Source organism: Rhizobium sp. AP16, assembly GCF_000281735.1.
GTDB classification, from domain to species: domain Bacteria; phylum Pseudomonadota; class Alphaproteobacteria; order Rhizobiales; family Rhizobiaceae; genus Rhizobium; species Rhizobium rhizogenes.
On the sequence record NZ_AJVM01000004.1, the window covers coordinates 70,933 to 89,871 of the forward strand.

The 18,939-nt window shown below is 61.5% G+C and carries 16 protein-coding genes; 2 read left to right on the top strand and 14 right to left on the bottom strand.

Annotated features, from left to right (window positions below):
• Positions 1-31 precede the first annotated feature (31 nt).
• Complete coding sequence (locus PMI03_RS04040; protein ID WP_007690139.1) at positions 32-988, bottom strand: GNAT family N-acetyltransferase; 957 nt, start codon at positions 986-988, stop codon at positions 32-34.
• A gap of 243 nt (positions 989-1,231) precedes the next feature.
• Between PMI03_RS04040 and PMI03_RS04045 the strand changes: the two genes are divergently transcribed.
• Together PMI03_RS04045 and PMI03_RS04050 are read left to right on the top strand one after the other, a co-directional pair.
• Positions 1,232-2,167 (top strand): tyrosine recombinase XerC, encoded by a 936-nt coding sequence (locus PMI03_RS04045; protein WP_039973616.1) that lies wholly within the window; start codon positions 1,232-1,234, stop codon positions 2,165-2,167.
• A 133-nt stretch (positions 2,168-2,300) separates the two neighbouring features.
• Positions 2,301-3,392 (top strand): TraB/GumN family protein, encoded by a 1,092-nt coding sequence (locus PMI03_RS04050; protein WP_007690141.1) that lies wholly within the window; start codon positions 2,301-2,303, stop codon positions 3,390-3,392.
• Here the strand turns inward: PMI03_RS04050 and PMI03_RS04055 are convergent.
• The 13 genes from PMI03_RS04055 to mdh all read right to left on the bottom strand — a co-directional run bounded on the left by PMI03_RS04055 (position 3,370) and on the right by mdh (position 18,897).
• Positions 3,370-3,882, bottom strand: a complete 513-nt coding sequence (locus PMI03_RS04055) for a DUF2867 domain-containing protein (RefSeq protein ID WP_007690143.1) — start codon at positions 3,880-3,882, stop codon at positions 3,370-3,372. The two genes, PMI03_RS04050 and PMI03_RS04055, sit on opposite strands and share 23 nt — an antisense overlap.
• 102 nt (positions 3,883-3,984) lie before the next feature.
• A complete protein-coding gene (locus tag PMI03_RS04060) occupies positions 3,985-6,846 on the bottom strand; it encodes an insulinase family protein (protein WP_309574316.1) in 2,862 nt (953 codons plus the stop codon).
• A 116-nt stretch (positions 6,847-6,962) separates the two neighbouring features.
• Complete coding sequence (lpdA, locus tag PMI03_RS04065; protein ID WP_007690146.1) at positions 6,963-8,369, bottom strand: dihydrolipoyl dehydrogenase; 1,407 nt, start codon at positions 8,367-8,369, stop codon at positions 6,963-6,965.
• 109 nt (positions 8,370-8,478) lie between these two features.
• Complete coding sequence (locus tag PMI03_RS04070; RefSeq protein WP_007690148.1) at positions 8,479-9,117, bottom strand: LysE family translocator; 639 nt, start codon at positions 9,115-9,117, stop codon at positions 8,479-8,481.
• 18 nt (positions 9,118-9,135) lie between these two features.
• On the bottom strand, positions 9,136-9,891 hold the full coding sequence (locus tag PMI03_RS04075; protein WP_007690149.1) for an SDR family oxidoreductase: 756 nt from the start codon (positions 9,889-9,891) through the stop codon (positions 9,136-9,138).
• Entirely contained in the window at positions 9,888-10,391 is a 504-nt protein-coding gene (locus PMI03_RS04080; protein ID WP_007690150.1) for a hypothetical protein, read from the bottom strand. Before PMI03_RS04080 ends, PMI03_RS04075 begins: the two co-directional genes overlap by 4 nt.
• A complete protein-coding gene (locus PMI03_RS04085) occupies positions 10,391-11,140 on the bottom strand; it encodes a DUF4241 domain-containing protein (RefSeq protein WP_007690154.1) in 750 nt (249 codons plus the stop codon). Before PMI03_RS04085 ends, PMI03_RS04080 begins: the two co-directional genes overlap by 1 nt.
• A 14-nt stretch (positions 11,141-11,154) precedes the next feature.
• Complete coding sequence (odhB, locus tag PMI03_RS04090) at positions 11,155-12,393, bottom strand: 2-oxoglutarate dehydrogenase complex dihydrolipoyllysine-residue succinyltransferase (RefSeq protein ID WP_007690156.1); 1,239 nt, start codon at positions 12,391-12,393, stop codon at positions 11,155-11,157.
• Entirely contained in the window at positions 12,383-12,625 is a 243-nt protein-coding gene (locus PMI03_RS04095) for a hypothetical protein (protein ID WP_007690158.1), read from the bottom strand. The genes odhB and PMI03_RS04095 overlap by 11 nt, the downstream gene beginning before the upstream one ends.
• A gap of 15 nt (positions 12,626-12,640) precedes the next feature.
• Positions 12,641-15,625: a 2-oxoglutarate dehydrogenase E1 component gene (locus tag PMI03_RS04100; RefSeq protein WP_007690164.1), complete on the bottom strand. Its 2,985-nt coding sequence runs from the start codon at positions 15,623-15,625 to the stop codon at positions 12,641-12,643.
• A 176-nt stretch (positions 15,626-15,801) separates the two neighbouring features.
• Positions 15,802-16,704, bottom strand: coding sequence for a succinate--CoA ligase subunit alpha (sucD, locus tag PMI03_RS04105; protein WP_007690166.1), 903 nt, complete (start codon positions 16,702-16,704; stop codon positions 15,802-15,804).
• 6 nt (positions 16,705-16,710) lie between these two features.
• A complete protein-coding gene (gene sucC, locus PMI03_RS04110; protein WP_007690168.1) occupies positions 16,711-17,907 on the bottom strand; it encodes an ADP-forming succinate--CoA ligase subunit beta in 1,197 nt (398 codons plus the stop codon).
• A gap of 27 nt (positions 17,908-17,934) precedes the next feature.
• Positions 17,935-18,897 carry a malate dehydrogenase gene (gene mdh / locus PMI03_RS04115; protein WP_007690171.1) on the bottom strand — a complete coding sequence of 321 codons (963 nt, stop codon included), beginning with the start codon at positions 18,895-18,897 and terminating at the stop codon, positions 17,935-17,937.
• Between the last annotated feature and the right edge of the window lie 42 nt (positions 18,898-18,939).

The window sequence follows — 18,939 nt, forward strand, 5'->3', positions numbered from 1 at the left end:
AATGAAGACACCTCATCGCTGACAACAGCGCTCAGGCGGAATGTTCCCTGACCTCGGCGACCATATCCGCAGGCTCAGCCGGCGCGCTCATCGGCGCAAACCTCGCATCGCCATCACGAGCCAGATCGAAGACCGTGTGCTTCTCCAGCGCCTTCGTCACTTCGTTGACATCGCCGTCGAGGTGCTCGGCCGGGATCAGATTGCCGATCAGGAAATCGAAGCGGTCGCCGCGCTTGTTGAGGAGTTCGTGGAACACCGTCATGTCGCGCAGCTCCGTCGACCATTTGGCGAACCAGTAGAACAATCCGGAATTGCGCGCTGTCAGGTGTACCGGCAGGATCGGCAGATTGTATTTGCGCGCGAGCCCGACGGCCGAAGTCTTCCACGGCCGCTCGTTCAGTCTGCCATTTGCCCAATAGGCGATGCGGCCGGATGGGAAGAGCACGGTGACCTTGCCGTCGGCAACGGCGCGATTGGTGATTTGCAGCGTCTCACGCGTCTTCAGCTTGCTCTTGTATTCGTCGCGCCATTCGACCGGGATGATCATCTCGGAAAAGCGCGGATTGACCCGCACAGCGTCGCGATTGGCAAAGACCATCATGTCGGGCCGGCGCGATTTCAGGAGGTCGAACACCGCTACGCCGTCGGCAATGCCGGTCGGATGGTTGCTGACGAGAATGAAGCCGCCGGAAGCAGGAATACGCTCGGCATGGGTCACGCCAATGTCGAGCTTCAGCAGGTCGCTCATATATTCGAAGCACTGGAAACCCGGCAGCTTGGCGACGTCATCGGCGAATTCGATCGCCTTGTTGTAGCGCAGCAGCGTGTAAAGAAAGGGCCGCATCACCGGCCAGAGCGGGTTGCGAACGATCTTCTGGCCGCGCTCGGCGATCAGCGTATCGACGATATGTCCGGGCTGGCCCTGGGACACCAAAGCGATCGCTTCTGCAAGTTGTCCCAATGCAGTTATCGAACCGCGACGTGCCATGAAATGCCCTGGATGGTTGGGTTGTACTCTATCGCAATCGAATATGATCGAAGCATGACAAGCGCCTCGCGCATAACCACTTAAATCCGATTTGATTTAAGGAACAGCTTATACGCAGTTGAAAAGGACTACTGTGTTCTTTCCGCACGCAAAGGAAGCGCGGCGCAGTAGGATTGTTAGCGATTCCATAACCTTCCCCACTTCAAAGTGGCAGAATGATTTTGGAATTCAAGGGGTTTTCCACTGAACGAGTTGTTGATCATTGCCGACCCCAAGTTGATGGACGAGCGCAGCCGCTGGTTGGAGGTGCTGGGCCAGGAGCGCCGGCTGTCCGCCCATACGCTGGATGCCTATGAGCGCGACACCCGACAATTCTTGACCTTTCTGACCGGCCATCTTGGCGGTCCGGCAAGCATCAAGGATATCCAGGCGCTGCGGCCCGCCGATTTCCGCGGATTTCTCGCCGCGCGCCGCAAGGATGGCGCCGGCGCGCGTTCGCTCGGGCGCAATCTTGCTGGCCTTCGTTCGCTGCTGCGTTATCTCGAAAAGAAAGGCCTGGTGAACGCCGCCGGCGCCGGCGCGGTACGCTCGCCAAAGCAGCCGAAGTCCCTGCCGAAGCCGCTATCGGACACCCAGGCCATCACCGTCGTCAGCGACGAGGCGCAGATGCACGAGGAGCCCTGGATCGCCGCGCGCGACGCGGCGGTGCTGACCCTGCTCTATGGCTGCGGCCTGCGCATCTCCGAGGCGCTGGACCTAACGCCTGACGACATACGCCCCGGCGCTACAGCACTGCGCATCACCGGCAAGGGTAACAAGACGCGGCTGGTGCCGCTCTTGCCCATCGTCATCGAAGCCGTCGAAAGATACCGCGCGATCTGCCCCTATCATCTCGATGCCGGCTCCCCCCTCTTCCGCGGCGCGCGCGGCGGCAAGCTGCATCCGGGCATCATCCAGCGCGGCATGCAGAAGCTGCGCAGCGCCTTCGGCCTGCCGGACACGGCAACGCCACATGCGCTGCGTCATTCTTTCGCCACGCACCTCTTGGCAGGTGGCGGCGATCTGCGCACGATCCAGGAATTGCTCGGCCATGCCAGCCTCTCGACGACGCAGGTCTATACCGGCGTCGATCAGTCGCGCCTGCTGGAAGTCTACGATCGGGCTCATCCGCGCGCGTAAGAAAGCGTTAACCCCTCGCGTTAAGGGAATATGCGCTTCGGGCGGATAGAGCAGAGACCAGTTTCGGCATGATCCTGTTCGGATGCTATTTCGCGGCTTTCGGGATCATATAGTCTGCTTTTGGAAGGTTGGGATGATATCTGCTCTCGGGATCAAGACGGCGCGGCTGACGGCACCGAGGCCCGGTGATATTCTCCTCTGGCTGGCGACGGCCTTTCCGGTGATGCTGGTGATCGCGCTGATCGTTGCGGTGCTATCATCAGTGCCGGCGCATGCCGACGAAACCGCGTCGGATAGCTGCGGCGGCAAGAACCTGATGACGGAGCTGCAAAAGACCGATCCCGCGAAATATGCCTCGATCCTTGCCGATGGCGACAAGGTCGCGAACGGCAAGGGGATTTTCTGGAAAATCGAAAAGCCCGGCCTGAAACCTTCATGGCTGCTCGGCACCATGCATGTCAGCGACACGCGCGTTACGACCATGCCGAAGGGTGCGGCCGAGGCCAGCGCCGAGGCCGATACGATCATCGTCGAATCCGATGAAATCCTCGACGACAAGAAGGCGGCGGCAGCCCTTTTCATCAATCCATCACTGACCATGCTGCCCAACGGCGGGACCATCGGCCAGCATCTGTCACCCGAAGACAATGCCCGGCTGGAAGCGGCTCTGAAACAGCGCGGCGTGCCGCTTGCCGCCGTTTCCCACATGCAGCCCTGGCTGATTTCAAGCTCCTTCCAGATGACCGGCTGCGAAATCCGCCGCAAGGCGTCCGGCATAAAATTCCTCGATCAGAAGCTCGCCGCCGATGCCACCGCCAGCGGCAAGCAGGTCAAAGGCCTGGAGACACTCGCCGAGCAGGCCAAGGCGATGAGCGACCTGCCGATCGAGCTGCACCTGAAATCGCTACTCCAGACGCTGGAACTCGGCGACAGGATCAACGACATCAACGAAACGATGACCGACCTCTACCTCGCCGGCAATGTCGGCGCGATCATGCCGATGCTGAAGAACATCGACCCAGACCAGAACCTGTCCGACGACGACGCCGGCACCTTCGAGCAGCGCATCGTGCTTGACCGCAACAAGGTGATGGGCGAACGCGCGGCCCCCATCCTCGCCAAGGGCAATGTCTTCATGGCTGTCGGCGCACTGCATCTGGCCGGCGATGAGGGATTGGTGGCGCTGCTGCGCAAGCAGGGCTTTACGGTGACTGCGGTCGACTGACCGCGCCCATTCGCTTGCCAAAATCGACCAGCATCGTCTGGACAATCAGCCGATGGAATGGCGCGATCACGGCGAGATAGATCTTGCCAAGCAGGATGTTCCGCTTCACCAGCGTCGTCGCATCGACGAGCCGGCGTCCCTCACCATCATCCCGCACATCGATCACGACGCGGAAATCAAGGTGCTTGTCATCGAATCCGAGAACGACCTGGTTGTCTGATTTGCTGACAACCGGGAAGAAGCCGACCATCTCCGGCCCGTCCGGTGCACGATATCCACTGGATCTCAGGCCGAAAACGCCCGTCACTGCGTCACGCAGCCTCAGCAGCGACCGCACCCAGAGCGGAAAATGGTCGAGTATCATGCCCGCAGCAACGATCGCCGTAAAATCCGATGTCGGAACTTGCAGCTCGAAACAATCCGCCCAATCAGCCCCCGGTAATGCGGGGTGTGGCATACGCGGTTCAATCATTATGGGCTTTGCCGGCATCGTCTCATCCGCTGTCTCGGTTGCCACAACCTAGCACGATTGACGCACAGCAAGGCAAACAAACGGTGGCTGCGGCAATTCGCCGGACCAACCGGAAAGGGACTATCGCACAGCCGATCCGTTGCTCGGCAATATTTTCATCCGCCAGAAGGTCTCCGGCTTCAAATATGTGGTGGCGATGGCGCGGATATCCTGCGCTGTTATCGACTGATAGCCGTTGATGCTGCTGCGAATCCGCTCTAGGCGCCGAGGGTCTGTCTGGGCGCCGTGCAGGCCCTCCAGCCAGTAGCCGTTGGTCTGTTGCGAGCGCTTTATCTCCTCGATCATCGGAGCCTTTGCCCGCGTCAGCTCGTCCGGCGAGACGTCGCTATCTCGCAGATCGGCGGCGATCTTGTCCACGAGATCGAAGAAATGGTCCACTTTGGCAGGCGTTGTCTCGACATAGACATAGGTAAAGCCGTAGCCCGGGATCGATCGGGACAGATCGACATCGCCCTGCGGGCTATAGGTCGCGCCCTCTGCGACACGGAACTGGTCGACCAAGCGATTCTGGAAGATCGAGCCTGTAACATTGGCGGCGGCGGCACGCGGCAAATCCGATAGAAAATCACCGATCGGCGCGGCGACTACCGCGGCAGCGTTGTCGCTTCGCCCGTCCTGAAGGCGCTCGACCGGCTGAGGCGTCGGTGCCGGAAAACGCACGTTCGAGCCGCTCGCCTGCTCCTGCGCATCGGGACGGCTTGGCAGAGCGCCGAAGGTCTGCGCGGTCATGCGGATTGCGTCATCCACCTTGATATCGCCGACGATGATGATTTCGATCTGCCCATTGGACAGGAGCGGCCGCAACAGCCCCTCGAAATCTTCCGGCTTGGCGTCACGCAATTGCGCCTGATCGGGGAAGGTCCAGCGCGGATCGTCGGAATGCAAAAGGCCGGCGAGATCGCGGCTGACGACCCCGCCGGGTGTCGCCTGAAGTTGGGGGAGACTGTTCAAATAGGCCTGCTGGACTCGTTTGAAGACGTCGGGGCGATAGGCGGGGTCCGAGGCATAGGCCGTCAGGAGCTGCAATTGCATCGCCAGATCGTCGGGCCGCGTAGCTCCTTCGAATCGGAAGGCACCGTCCTGGATGGAGAAATCGTTGCCGACGACGTTGCCGGCCAGAGCTTTCTGCATGTCGTCGTAGTTGATCGCCTTCAAACCGGAAAGTGACATGGCCGGTGCTGCCCAGATCGGCAGCGGACGATCATGCGGCAGATCGAGCCGGCCGCGGCCGATATTGGCACGGACCAGCACTTCATTCGTGCGAAACGTGGTCGGCTTGACCGTCAACCTGACACCATTGGCAAAGCGCACCATCGTGATGCCGAGATCCTCGACCGCGTGCTGCTCAACGACAGCCCCCGGCGCTCCGAAATCGCTGTAGGGCCAGACGGCCGACGCCGTGTGTTCCGGCGCAGCAACAGGCACAGTACGTGAATCGGCATAGGCCTTTTCGACGGTCGCGATACCGCCATCGGGCATTTGCGGGACTTGCAGCACCAGCAGCGGACCATTGCCGGCAAAGACGTTCTGGAGCGTTCGGTTGACCTCATTCGCGGTCAAGCCCTTCATTGCGGCGTCGAAGAGCGAGAGGTCATCCGCCGGCGAGGTGAAAACCAGATTTTCGCCCGTGCTCCAGGCCAGTGTCGTGGCGATGTCGGGACTTGCGCGCGTCGCCGCACCGCCTGCGGCTGCCTGCAGCATCGAACGATATTCGGTGATTTCGCGATCGATTTCGCTCTGCTCGGCGCCGAACTGGGCAATACGGCGCTGCTCCTGATCGATGGCAACAAGCGCCGCTTGCCATTTGTCGGGATCGGAATCGGCGGCAATCATCGCGACGTGAGCGGACTTGTAGAGATCCTGCGATCCCGCCTGTGCGCTGACAAAGGGTGGATTGGGCTGCTGCGCCAAAAAGGACAAGCGCCGATTGAGCACGGCAAGACCGATGTTCTCGACCAAATCCGCCCGACGCTTGGCAACGCTGTCCGGAGAAGCATCATAGGGACTGGTCCAGGCGATCTGCACGCGGGTCGCTCCACCCGGCACGACGACGGCTCCCACTCGCTGCCCTTGCTTTTCAAGGACACCGAGATCGGGCTCGGCCGGCGCCGGCGTCGCCGCGGTCCAATTGCCGAAACGGTTGCGAATATCGGCTTCGATCGCCGCCGCATCGATATCGCCGACCACGATCAGCGTGGCGCGATCCGGGCGGTAGTTGCTGCGGTAGTAATCCCGCACCAGATCGACGGGTGCATTGCGGATGATATCGGTCTTGCCGATCGGCGACCGCAGGGGCACGCGCTGGCCCGGCAGCAGCAGATTCATGAAGCCGATACCGCCGCGATACTGCGGCGTATCACGCAGCTTCTCTTCCGAGAGGATGACACCGCGCTCGCGATCAAAGGCACCGGCATCGAGCGTGAGTTCGCTTGCCGTCTCGCGCATTAGCATCAGGCCGGTGGAAACCGTATCGGGCTTGGCCTCCGGGAGATCGAGCGCATAGACGGTCTCGTTGTAGCCGGTGGATGCATTGGTATCCGGACCGAAGGCCAGACCGAGACGCTGGAGAGTCCGAATCATCTCGCCTTCGGGCACATGGGTCGAGCCCTTGAAGGCCATATGCTCAAGAAAATGCGCCAGCCCCTGCTGGTCGTCATTTTCCTGAAGCGAGCCGGTCGCGATACGAAACCGGATCGCAACCTGCCCCGAGGGCGTTGCATTGTGCATGACGGCGAAGCGCATGCCGTTGGGCAGCGTGCCAAAGCGAACACCGGATTCGGCCGGCAAATCACTGGTGGCTTGCGGCCAGCCGGAGGCCGGCACTTCGGCTCGAGCCGGCAGCGCGCCGGTCACAAGGACCGTGAGCGCCATGACCATGAAAAATCGGAGGAATGCGGCAGCGACTGGAACTTGGCGTGACATGCTTGCTTCGGTTTTGAGGAGAGCTTCGATGATGCGATGCACGAGAATATCCCGTTCATCGCATCATCGCAGGTGCATTGCAATCCCAGCTCTCAACCGAGAGAGAAGGCCGGTTTTTACATATGGATCGGCTTGAAGAAGGTCGCGAGTGCGGCTTCCTTCACGGCTTCCGACATGGTGGGATGCGCATGGCACGTGCGGCCGAGATCTTCCGAAGAGCCACCGAATTCCATCAGCACGGTGATCTCGTGGATCATCTCGCCGGCACCGAAGCCGACGATGTGGCCGCCGAGAACGCGGTCGGTTTCCTTGTCTGCCAGGATCTTGACGAAACCGTCGGTCGCCAGCATGGCGCGGGCGCGGCCGTTGGCGGAGAACGGGAACTTGCCGACCTTGTAGGCAATGCCAGCCGCCTTCAGCTCTTCCTCGGTCTTGCCGACGGAGGCGACTTCCGGCTGCGTGTAGACCACGCTTGGAATGACGTCGTAGTTCACATGGCCCGCCTGACCGGCGAGGATTTCGGCAAGCGCCACGCCCTCGTCTTCCGCCTTGTGCGCCAGCATCGGGCCCTTCACCACGTCGCCGATGGCATAGATGCCGGGGACATTGGTCTTGAAGTGACCATCGATTTCGACGCGGCCGCGATTGTCGAGCGCAACGCCGGCTTCTTCGAGACCGAGGCCGGCCGTGTAGGGCTTGCGGCCGGTGGAGACCAGCACGACATCGGCGTCAAGCACGACCTTGTCGCCGCCCTTGACCGGCTCGAAGGTAACCTTGGCGCCCTTGCCGGACTTCTCGACAGCGACAACCTTGGCGCCGAGGTGGAAGGTGATGCCCTGCTTGGCGAGCATGCGCTGGAACTGCTTGGAGACTTCGCCGTCCATGCCGCCGAGGATGTTGTCGAGATATTCGACGACGGTGACCTTGGAGCCGAGACGCGACCAGACCGAGCCAAGCTCGAGGCCGATGACACCACCGCCGACGACGACGAGGTTTTCCGGCACCTTGTCGAGCGCGATACCGCCGGTGGACGAGATGATCACCTTCTCATCGATTTCGAGCGGCACGCCCGGAATGCCGGCAACATCGGAGCCGGTGGCGATGACGATGTTCTTAGCCTCGATCTCGGTCACCTTGCCGTCTTCGGCCGTGACGGAAACCTTGCCGGCGGAAACGATCTTGCCGGTGCCCTGGAAGGTATCGATCTTGTTCTTCTTGAAGAGGAAGGCGACGCCATCGACGTTCGACTTCACGGTCGCATCCTTGTGCGCCATCATCTTCGGGAGGTTAAGCGTCGGCGCGGCGACTTCCACGCCGAGCGCATCCATGCCGTGGCCGGCATGATGGAACACTTCGGAAGCGTGCAGCAGCGCCTTGGACGGGATGCAGCCAACATTGAGGCAGGTGCCGCCATAGGTGGCGCGCTTTTCAATGACCGCGACCTTGAGGCCAAGTTGTGCAGCCTTGACGGCGCAGACATAGCCGCCGGGGCCGGTTCCGATAATGATCACATCGTAGGACATGGTTTAATTTCCTTGTTTTGTATCTCTAGAGCGTCATGACGCTCTAATTATTTGATTCAGCATGATCTTACCCGAAAACCGCTACGCACTTTTCGGGATCATGCTCGAGTTAGTCGGCCGCCCGCGCCATGGCGAGGCGGATGCCGAAGCCGACAAGTGCGGCCCCGGTGATGCGGTTGAACCATTTGCCGCTGGCGATGAAACGATCGCGGATCGGCTTGACGGTGAAGAAGACGGAGACACCGGCAAACCAGGCGACCAGCGCCGTCGCCATGCCGATGCCATAGCTGAACTGGATCAGCGCCGGCGTATCGTGATGCACGAGCGTCGAAAACAGCGACAGGAAGAACAGCACCGGCTTCGGATTGAGCGCATTGGTAATGAAGCCCGTCGCCAGGCAGCGCCAGACGGACACCGGCTTGCGGTCCTCGTCGGTGATCTCGATTTCCTTGACCTTGAAGCCCGGCTCTCTGAAAGACTTGATGCCGAGATAGACGAGATAGAGCACACCGGCCCATTTGATCGCGCTGAACAGCATCAGTGATTGCGAGACGATCAGGCCGAGGCCGAGAATGGTGTAGCTGATGTGGAAGAGCAACGAGAAGCCCATGCCGAGGCCGGTCATCATCGCCGCGCGGCGGCCATGCACGATGCTCTGGCGCAGGATCACGGCAAAGTCGGCGCCCGGCACGACGATGAAGATCGAAAATACGGCCATCAGGCCGAGGAATTCCCAAACATACTGCATAGTTTCCGCCTTCTCCGCTTAACGGCCGCCGCTCACATTGAGGATTGAGCCGGTTATATAGGATGCCTGGGGGCTCAATAGGTAGAGGACCGCGTCGGCAACTTCATCCGCCGTGCCGGCCCGCTGCATCGGAATGGTCGGGCTCAAGTCACGCACGCGGTCCGGCAACCCGCCGGAAGCATGGATATCGGTGTCGATGATCCCCGGACGCACCCCATTGACGCGGATGCCTTCGGTCACGACTTCGCGCGCCAGCCCGATCGTAAAAGTGTCGATCGCGCCCTTAGAGGCGGCATAATCGACATATTGGCTGGCTGAGCCCAGGATTGCCGCCATCGACGAGATATTGACGATCGCTCCGCCCTTGCCGCCGTGACGGGTCGACATGCGACGCACGGCCTGCCCGGCGCAGAGGATCGAGCCGGTGATGTTAATGCGGAACATGCGCTCAAGCCTTTCGGGCGTCATCTCGTCCACGCGCTGCGGCACATCGACGATGCCGGCATTGTTGGCAAGACCGTCCAGCCGGCCGAAATGCTCATCGACAGCGGAAAAGATCGACTGGATGTCAGCCGCCACGCCGACATCGCCGGCAACCGCGATCGCCTCGCCGCCGCCATCCCGGATCGTAGCAACCACCGTCTCCGCAGCCACTTTATTGGAGGCATAGTTGACGGCCACGGCCCAGCCCTGCCGGGCAGCGGCTATCGAGACTGCGGCACCGATGCCACGGCTACCGCCGGTGACGAGAAGAACAGGGGATTTGCCAGTCATTCGTCGCATCCTTTCAAGGTCAGCACATCCCAGGGAGCGACGGTCGCCTTGCCTTCGCCCCAGATGATGGATTGCCGGATCGAAGGTCCGAGCGCCGGCAGAAACAGCCGCGCGGCAGCCCCGGCACCCTCCGTCGGCAGCGCACTGATATCGCCCTTCATGTCCGAGGCATAGATCATGCCCTGCCAGACGGTGCAGGCGCGCAGATCGGCACCCGTCACGTCACCATCCGGGCAGTTGAACATGATCGTGCCATTGGCGTGCGGCCCATCGTCCGAACGCATGATCACGCCTTCCGCCACGATCGACGTGTTGCGCACGGCAAACTTGAATTTGTTGCTGACGGCAGCCGCCGGGCCTGCCGGCTCGAAACGCAGCTCATAGGCATCGTCCATGTCGCCATAGACAGCCTTTTCCTGCGCGCATTCATTCGCATGCGCCAGCGCGGGAACGGCCATGAGCGCCATCATCGTCCAGTGCAGAGGGGCCAATCTCGCCATCACTCGCTCCCCGGTTCGCGCCGGCCGTCCGCATTTTCGGTCACCCCGAAATCCGTGAACAGCAGGAGGGGACGACCATTGGCATCGAGGCCCCAGAAGACCGGATAGAAACCGTCGCCCCATCCGCTCCAGAAGACCGCGACATTGCCGCGCTTGCCGGCCACCGGCCGGTGCATGACATATTTGTCGTCATTCGCCTCGATCTCGGACGCCAGGACATCATCGTAATAATTGATGTCGGAAGAGGATTTTTGCGTGCGGACCTGCTGTTCCCGCTCCTGGATCAGGGCATAGGTATCGGCGTCCATATAGCAGCCGAGACCGGCATCGACCGGATAGCCGAAGAACTCGTTGCCCTTCAGCGACTTGATATCCTGACCGGCAATCACCGCCAGCTCCCAGCGCACCGGCTTGCCTGGGCCAAATCGCAGGCTGGCGGCGGCGATGCGGCCGAAGGCTTGATAGAGTGTCACGGGATAGTTGCCGGGTGAGACGGTCCTGACGAAGGCCGGGCGGTCCGGCCCGACCAGCGGATCGCTGGCGACGATACGCCCCGAGGTCAGCTCGACATCGCTTATACGAAAGACGGTGATCGACCTTGAGGCAAGATCGGCGTCGCTCAGCGACGCCAGATCGAGATTGCTGCTGAGCTTTGCCGCATCGAGATCATCCGCGACGGCGGGGGATGGCAACCATGCGGCGACGGCACACAAAAGTCCGCGCATCGTCCGCATGGGCCATGTCCACATGAGCCAGTGCTCCCTTAGAGATCGAGAACGAGACGTTCCGGATCTTCCAGGCTTTCCTTGACGCGCACGAGGAAGGTCACGGCTTCCTTGCCGTCGACCATGCGATGGTCATAGGAGAGCGCCAGATACATCATCGGACGGATGACGACCTGACCGCCGATGGCGACCGGACGTTCCTGGATCTTGTGCATGCCGAGAATGCCCGACTGCGGAGCATTCAGGATCGGCGAGGACATCAGCGAACCGTAGACACCGCCATTGGTGATGGTGAAGGTGCCGCCCTGCATGTCCGCCATCGACAGCGTACCGTCGCGGGCAGCCTTCGCCAGACGGCCAAGCTCCTTCTCGACTTCGGCAATCGACATCTGGTCGGCGTCGCGAATGACCGGAACCACGAGGCCCTTGTCGGTGCCGACAGCCATGCCGATGTGGCAGTAGTTCTTGTAGACGATGTCGGTGCCGTCGATCTCGGCGTTGACAGCCGGGAGTTCCTTCAGCGCATGCGTGACGGCCTTGGTGAAGAAGCCCATGAAGCCGAGCTTCACGCCATGCTTCTTCTCGAAGATGTCCTTGTACTTGTTGCGCAGGTCCATGACGGCCTTCATGTCCACCTCATTATAGGTGGTGAGCATGGCAGCGGTGTTCTGCGCATCCTTGAGGCGACGTGCGATCGTCTGGCGCAAGCGGGTCATCTTGACGCGCTCTTCGCGGCCGGCGTCTTCGACCGTCGTCGGCGCACGCGCGGCAACCGGAGCAGCCGGGACTGCGGCAGGCGCCGAAGCGGCCTTGGCAACGGCAGCGATGACATCACCCTTCAGAACCTGGCCGCGCTTGCCGCTGCCATCGACCTGATCGGCGGAGACATTGCTCTCGGCAAGCAGCTTCGCGGCGGCCGGTGCCGGCGGCATGGCAGAAGCCGGAGCGGAAACGGCGGGTGCGGCGACTGGGGCGGCAGCAGCCGGAGCGGGTGCTGCGGCAGGCGCGGCAGCCTGTGCCGGAGCAGCGGCAGCGCCGTTGCCAGCCGAGATCTGGCCGAGCAGCGCACCGAGACCGACGGTCTCACCGGCCTGGGCGACGATTTCGGACAGCGTGCCGGCAATCGGCGAGGGAACTTCGATCGTCACCTTGTCGGTTTCCAGTTCGACAATCGGCTCGTCGACCTTGATGGCGTCGCCGACCTTCTTGAACCAGGTGCCGACGGTCGCTTCGCTGACGGACTCGCCGAGGGTAGGAACGCGGATTTCAGTGGCCATTGTTCAGATCCTGATTTTTCGTCTTATGAGTTAGATAGAATTTCCGGCGACAGATGGCCGGGGAATGATCGAGAGTGTCGGCATTTGCGATGTCGATGACGCGCATATCGAAGGCACCATCGGCCTCGAACGCCCGGGCGGCGTGTTGCTGCATGGCGGCCATCTCCTCCCCTGTGGCGTCATGCGGAAAGCCGGAGCGCGATGGCACAAGTTTCAAATGAAAATAAGCCATCGCGCAACCCCTTGCTTAACCGCCGAGCGCATCCTCGAGGAATGCCGCAAGCTGCGACAGGTGCTTCGACATCAGGCCCGTCGCCGGAGAGGCGGCAGCCGGACGGCCGGTGTAGCGAACCCGCTGGTACTTGGCATCGATATGGGCAAGCACCCATTCCAGATAAGGATCGATGAAGGACCAGGCGCCCATATTCTTCGGCTCTTCCTGGCACCAGACCATCTCCGCATTGCGGAAGCGGCTGAGCTCATTGATCAGCGCCTTGGCCGGGAACGGATAGAGCTGTTCGATGCGCAGCAGGTAGATATCGTCGATGCCGCGCTTTTCGCGCTCTTCCAGCAGGTCGTAATAGACCTTGCCCGAGCAGATGACGACGCGACGGATCTTGTTGTCCTTCTGCAGCTTGATCGGGCCGTCCTTGATCACTTCCGCATCGTCCCAGAGCAGGCGATGGAAGGAGGATTCCCCCGCCATCTCCGCCAGGCTCGACACGGCGCGCTTGTGGCGCAGCAGCGACTTCGGCGTCATCAGGATCAGCGGCTTGCGGAAGTCGCGCTTCAGCTGACGGCGCAGGATATGGAAGTAGTTAGCCGGCGTCGTAACGTTGGCGACCTGCATATTGTCTTCTGCGCAAAGCTGCAGAAAGCGCTCGAGGCGGGCCGAAGAGTGTTCCGGACCCTGGCCTTCATAGCCGTGCGGCAGCAGGCAGACGAGACCGGACATGCGCAGCCACTTGCGTTCGCCCGAAGAGATGAACTGATCGAAGACAACCTGCGCACCGTTGGCGAAGTCGCCGAACTGGGCTTCCCAGAGCGTCAGCGCATTCGGACGAGCCAGCGAATAGCCGTATTCGAAACCGAGAACCGCTTCTTCCGACAGCATCGAGTTGATGACTTCGTAGCGGGCCTGGGTCGGCGACAGGTTGGCGAGCGGAATATAGCGCTCTTCGGTTTCCTGATCGTAGAGAACCGAATGGCGCTGCGAGAACGTGCCGCGTTCGCAATCCTGGCCGGACAGGCGGATCTTGTGGCCTTCGATGACCAGCGCGCCGAAAGCCAGCGCTTCCGCCATCGCCCAGTCGATGCCTTCGCCGCTCTGCACCATGTTGGCGCGGTTTTCCATGAAGCGCTGGATGGTGCGGTGCGCGTGGAAGCCGGCCGGGATTTCCGACAGCTTGCGACCGATCTCCTTCAGCGTCTTCATCGGCACGGCGGTCTTGCCGCGGCGCTGCTCATCGGCATTGTCGGCCGCATGCAGGCCCGACCACTCGCCATCAAGCCAGTCGGCCTTGTTCGGCTTGTAGTGCTGGCCGGCCTCGAACTCCTGCTCGAGATGGGCGCGCCAGTCGGCCTTCATCTTTTCGACTTCGCCATCGGTCAGGACGCCTTCGGCGACCAGCCGCTCGGAATAGAGCTGCAGGACCGTCTTGTGGGCGCGGATGACCTTATACATGTTCGGCTGCGTGAAGGACGGTTCATCGCCTTCATTGTGGCCGTAGCGGCGGTAGCAGAACAGATCGAGGACGACCGGCTTGTGAAACTTCATGCGGAATTCGGTGGCGATCTTGGCTGCATAAACCACGGCTTCCGGATCGTCGCCGTTCACATGGAAGATCGGCGCTTCGATCATCTTGGCGACGTCGGACGGATAGGGCGACGAGCGCGAGAAGGCCGGATTGGTGGTGAAGCCGATCTGGTTGTTGATGATCACATGCATCGTGCCGGCAACGCGATGTCCGCGCAGGCCCGAGAGGCCGAGGATTTCGGCAACCACGCCCTGGCCGGCAAAAGCCGCGTCGCCGTGGATCAAGAGCGGCACGACCTTGGCGCGCTCCGACAGCGGAATGATGTCGCCATCCCACTGGGTGGCACCCATATCCTGCTTGGCGCGGGCCTTGCCCATGACCACGGGATTGACGATTTCCAGATGCGACGGATTGGCCGTCAGCGAAACGTGCACCTTGTTGCCGTCGAAATCACGGTCCGAGGAGGCGCCGAGATGGTACTTGACGTCACCAGAGCCTTCGACTTCGTCCGGCGCGTAGGAGCCGCCCTTGAACTCGTGGAAGATAGCGCGATGCGGCTTGCCCATGACCTGCGAAAGCACGTTCAGGCGACCGCGATGGGCCATGCCGAACAAAGCTTCCCTGAGGCCGAGCTGGCTGCCGCTCTTCAGGATCTGCTCCAGCGCCGGGATCAGCGATTCGCCGCCGTCGAGACCGAAACGCTTGGTGCCCTTGAACTTGACGTCGAGGAACTGCTCGTAGCCTTCGGCTTCGATCACCTTCTGCAGGATCGCTTTCTTGCGTTCGGGATTGAAAGCAATACCCTTATCGACGCCTTCGATGCGCTCCTGGATCCAGGCCTTCTCTTCCGGATTGGAGATATGCATGAATTCGACGCCGAGCGTCGAACAGTAGGTGCGCTCGAGGATCTCGATCATCTCGCGCACGCTGGCATATTCTAGGCCGAGCACGTTATCGATGAAGATCTTGCGATCGAGGTCAGCCTCGGTGAAGCCGTAAGCTTCCGGCGATAGTTCCTTGTAATCTTCGACCGCAGCGGCGATGCCGAGCGGGTCGAGCTTGGCGTGCAGGTGGCCGCGCATGCGATAGGCGCGGATCATCATGATGGCGCGGACGGAATCGCGCGTCGCCTGCAAAACGTCAGCCGTGTCGGTCGGCTTGCCCTGGGCTTCGGCCTTGGCCTTCACCTTGGTCTCGATGACCTTTTCGACGATGCCCCAGTTGCCGTCGAGCGCGGAGACGAGCTCACCATTGGCCGGGATCGGCCAGTTTTTGCGCTGCCAGGAGGCGCCCTTGGCCGCCCGCTTCACGTCGTCGGGACTGTCTTCCAGCGCCTTGAAGAAGGACCGCCACTCGTCGGACACCGACGATGCGTCTTCCTCGTAGCGCGCGTAGAGCTGCTCGATATAGGCAGCGTTCGCACCGTCCAGGAACGAAGTGATCTGAAATTGCTCGTTGGCTTCTTGCCTTGCCATGGTGATATGCGGACGCCTTCGTCCGCCTCCCGACTTGTTTGCATTGCCGGCTTATGGACATCCGGCGACCGTATTTCGTTCGCGGCCGCTCGGACCGCACATCTGCACTTACGAATGGGAAGGCCGGACGGGATAGGCGGCTGCCGCTCCCCGTCCGGGTCTTGCTATAGGTAGGATCAGCCCTTCAGGACTTCCACCAGCGTCTTGCCGAGACGCGCCGGCGACGGCGACACGCGAATGCCTGCCGCTTCCATCGCCGCAATCTTGTCTTCCGCGCCGCCCTTGCCGCCGGAAATCACGGCGCCAGCATGGCCCATGGTGCGGCCGGGAGGTGCCGTGCGGCCGGCGATGAAGCCGACCATCGGCTTCTTGCGGCCCTTCTTGGCTTCGTCCTTGAGGAACTGCGCGGCTTCTTCTTCAGCCGAACCGCCGATTTCGCCGATCATGATGATCGACTTGGTTTCGTCGTCGGCGAGGAACATTTCCAGGATGTCGATGAATTCCGTGCCCTTGACCGGGTCGCCGCCGATACCGACAGCTGTCGTCTGGCCGAGGCCTTCATTGGTGGTCTGGAACACGGCTTCATAGGTCAGCGTGCCCGAACGCGAGAGAACGCCGACGGAGCCCTTCTTGAAGATGGAGCCCGGCATGATGCCGATCTTGCATTCGTTCGGCGTCAGGACGCCGGGGCAGTTCGGTCCGATCAGGCGCGACTTCGACTTGTCGAGACGAGCCTTGACCTTGACCATGTCGGCAACCGGAATGCCTTCCGTGATGCAGACGATCAGCGGGATCTCAGCGTCGATCGCTTCGAGGATCGCAGCCGCGGCACCTGCCGGCGGAACGTAGATGACCGAGGCGTTGGCGCCAGTGGCGTCCTTGCCTTCAGCGACCGACTTGAAAATCGGCAGCTTTTCGCCTTCCTTGCCGGTCCAGGTTTCGCCGCCCTTGGAAGGGTGGATACCGCCGACCATCTTCGTGCCGTGATAGGCAAGCGCCTGCTCGGTGTGGAAGGTGCCGGTCTTGCCGGTCAGGCCCTGAACCAGGACCTTGGTGTCTTTGTTGATGAGAATGGACATCTTGCCTCAGGCTCCCTTGACTGCCTTGACGATCTTCTGGGCGGCATCGTCCAGGTCATCGGCAGAGATGACATTGAGACCGGATTCATTGATGATCTTCTTGCCGAGCTCGACATTGGTGCCTTCGAGGCGAACGACGAGCGGAACCTTCAGACCGACTTCCTTGACGGCTGCGAGCACGCCTTCGGCAATGACATCACACTTCATGATGCCGCCGAAGATGTTGACCAGGATACCCTGGACTGCCGGATCGGCAGTGATGATCTTGAAGGCGGCCGTGACCTTTTCCTTGGTGGCGCCACCGCCGACATCGAGGAAGTTCGCCGGCTCGGCGCCGTAGAGCTTGATGATGTCCATGGTTGCCATGGCAAGGCCGGCACCGTTGACCATGCAGCCGATGTTGCCGTCGAGAGCAACGTAAGCCAGGTCGTATTCGTGAGCCTGGATTTCCTTCTCGTCTTCTTCCGACTTGTCGCGCAGGGCGCGAATGTCTTCATGACGGAACAGCGCATTGCCGTCGAAGGAGACCTTGGCGTCGAGGACGCGCAGGCGGCCGTTGGTCATGACGATCAGCGGGTTGACCTCGAGCAGGGCCATGTCCTTCTCGACGAAGGCCTTGTAGAGGATCGGGAACAGCTTGGCGCCGTCCTCGCGAGCAGCCCCTTCGAGCTTCAGCGCGTCGGAAATGGCGGTCGAGTCGGCAGCCGTCACACCAGCAGCCGGATCGATGGCGACGGTGATGATCTTTTCCGGCGTGTCGTGCGCGACGGTCTCGATGTCCATGCCGCCTTCGGTCGATACGACGAAGGCGACCTGACCGACGGAGCGGTCGACCAGGATCGAGAGGTAGAGTTCGCGGTCGATGTCGGCGCCGTCTTCGATGTAGAGGCGGTTGACCTGCTTGCCGGCCGGGCCGGTCTGCTTGGTCACCAACGTGTTGCCGAGCATGTCCTTGGAATTGGCAACGACGTCCTCGATCGACTTGGCGAGGCGAACGCCGCCCTTGGCGTCGGAGCTAAGTTCCTTGAACTTGCCCTTGCCGCGGCCGCCGGCGTGGATCTGGCTCTTGACGACGTAAAGCGGACCCGGAAGCTGCTTTGCGGCAGCTTCGGCTTCGTCTGCGGAGAAGATGGCAACGCCGTCCGCGACGGGTGCGCCAAAGGACTTCAGCAGAGCCTTGGCCTGATATTCATGAATGTTCATGGGTTTATCCCTGTTATAACGCGGAAATTACTTCAGCGACGGCGCGATGGTGATGCAGGCTTCGCAAAGACCGGCGACGGATGCGACCGACTTGTCGAAGGCTTCCTTCTCGGCCTTGTTCAGGTCGATCTCGATAATGCGCTCGATGCCGCCGGCGCCGATGACCGTGGGAACGCCGACATACATGTCCTTGACGCCATACTGGCCATCGAGATGGGCAGCGCACGGCAGAACGCGCTTCTTGTCCTTGAGGTAGGATTCAGCCATGGCGATGGCGGATGCGGCCGGAGCGTAATAGGCCGAGCCGGTCTTCAAGAGACCGACGATCTCGGCGCCGCCGTCGCGAGTACGCTGAATGATCTCTTCGAGGCGCTCAGCGGTGAGCCAGCCCATGGTGACGAGGTCGGTCAGCGGAATGCCGGCAACGGTGGAGTAACGAGCAAGCGGGACCATCGAGTCGCCATGGCCGCCGAGAACGAAAGCGGTGACATCTTCGACGGAAACGTTGAATTCCTTGGCGAGGAAGAGGCGGAATCGCGACGAGTCCAGCACGCCGGCCATGCCGACGACCTTGTTGGCCGGGAGGCCCGAGAACTTCTGCAGCGCCCAGACCATGGCGTCGAGCGGGTTGGTGATGCAGATCACGAAAGCGTTCGGGGCATACTTCTTGATGCCGGCGCCGACCTGCTCCATGACCTTGAGGTTGATGCCGAGAAGATCGTCGCGGCTCATGCCCGGCTTGCGGGCGACGCCGGCGGTGACGATGCAGACGTCGGCACCTTCGATCGCGGAGTAATCACTGGCGCCGGTCAAGTTGGCGTCGAAGCCTTCGACTGGCGAAGACTGGGCGATGTCGAGACCCTTGCCCTGGGGAATGCCGTCCGCGATGTCGAACAGGACGATGTCGCCCAGTTCCTTCAGGCCGGCGAGATGCGCCAGCGTGCCACCAATCATGCCAGAACCAATAAGTGCGATCTTGTTGCGCGCCATTTCGGGGTATCCTTTGCGATCAAAATCCGTGGCGGGACGCCC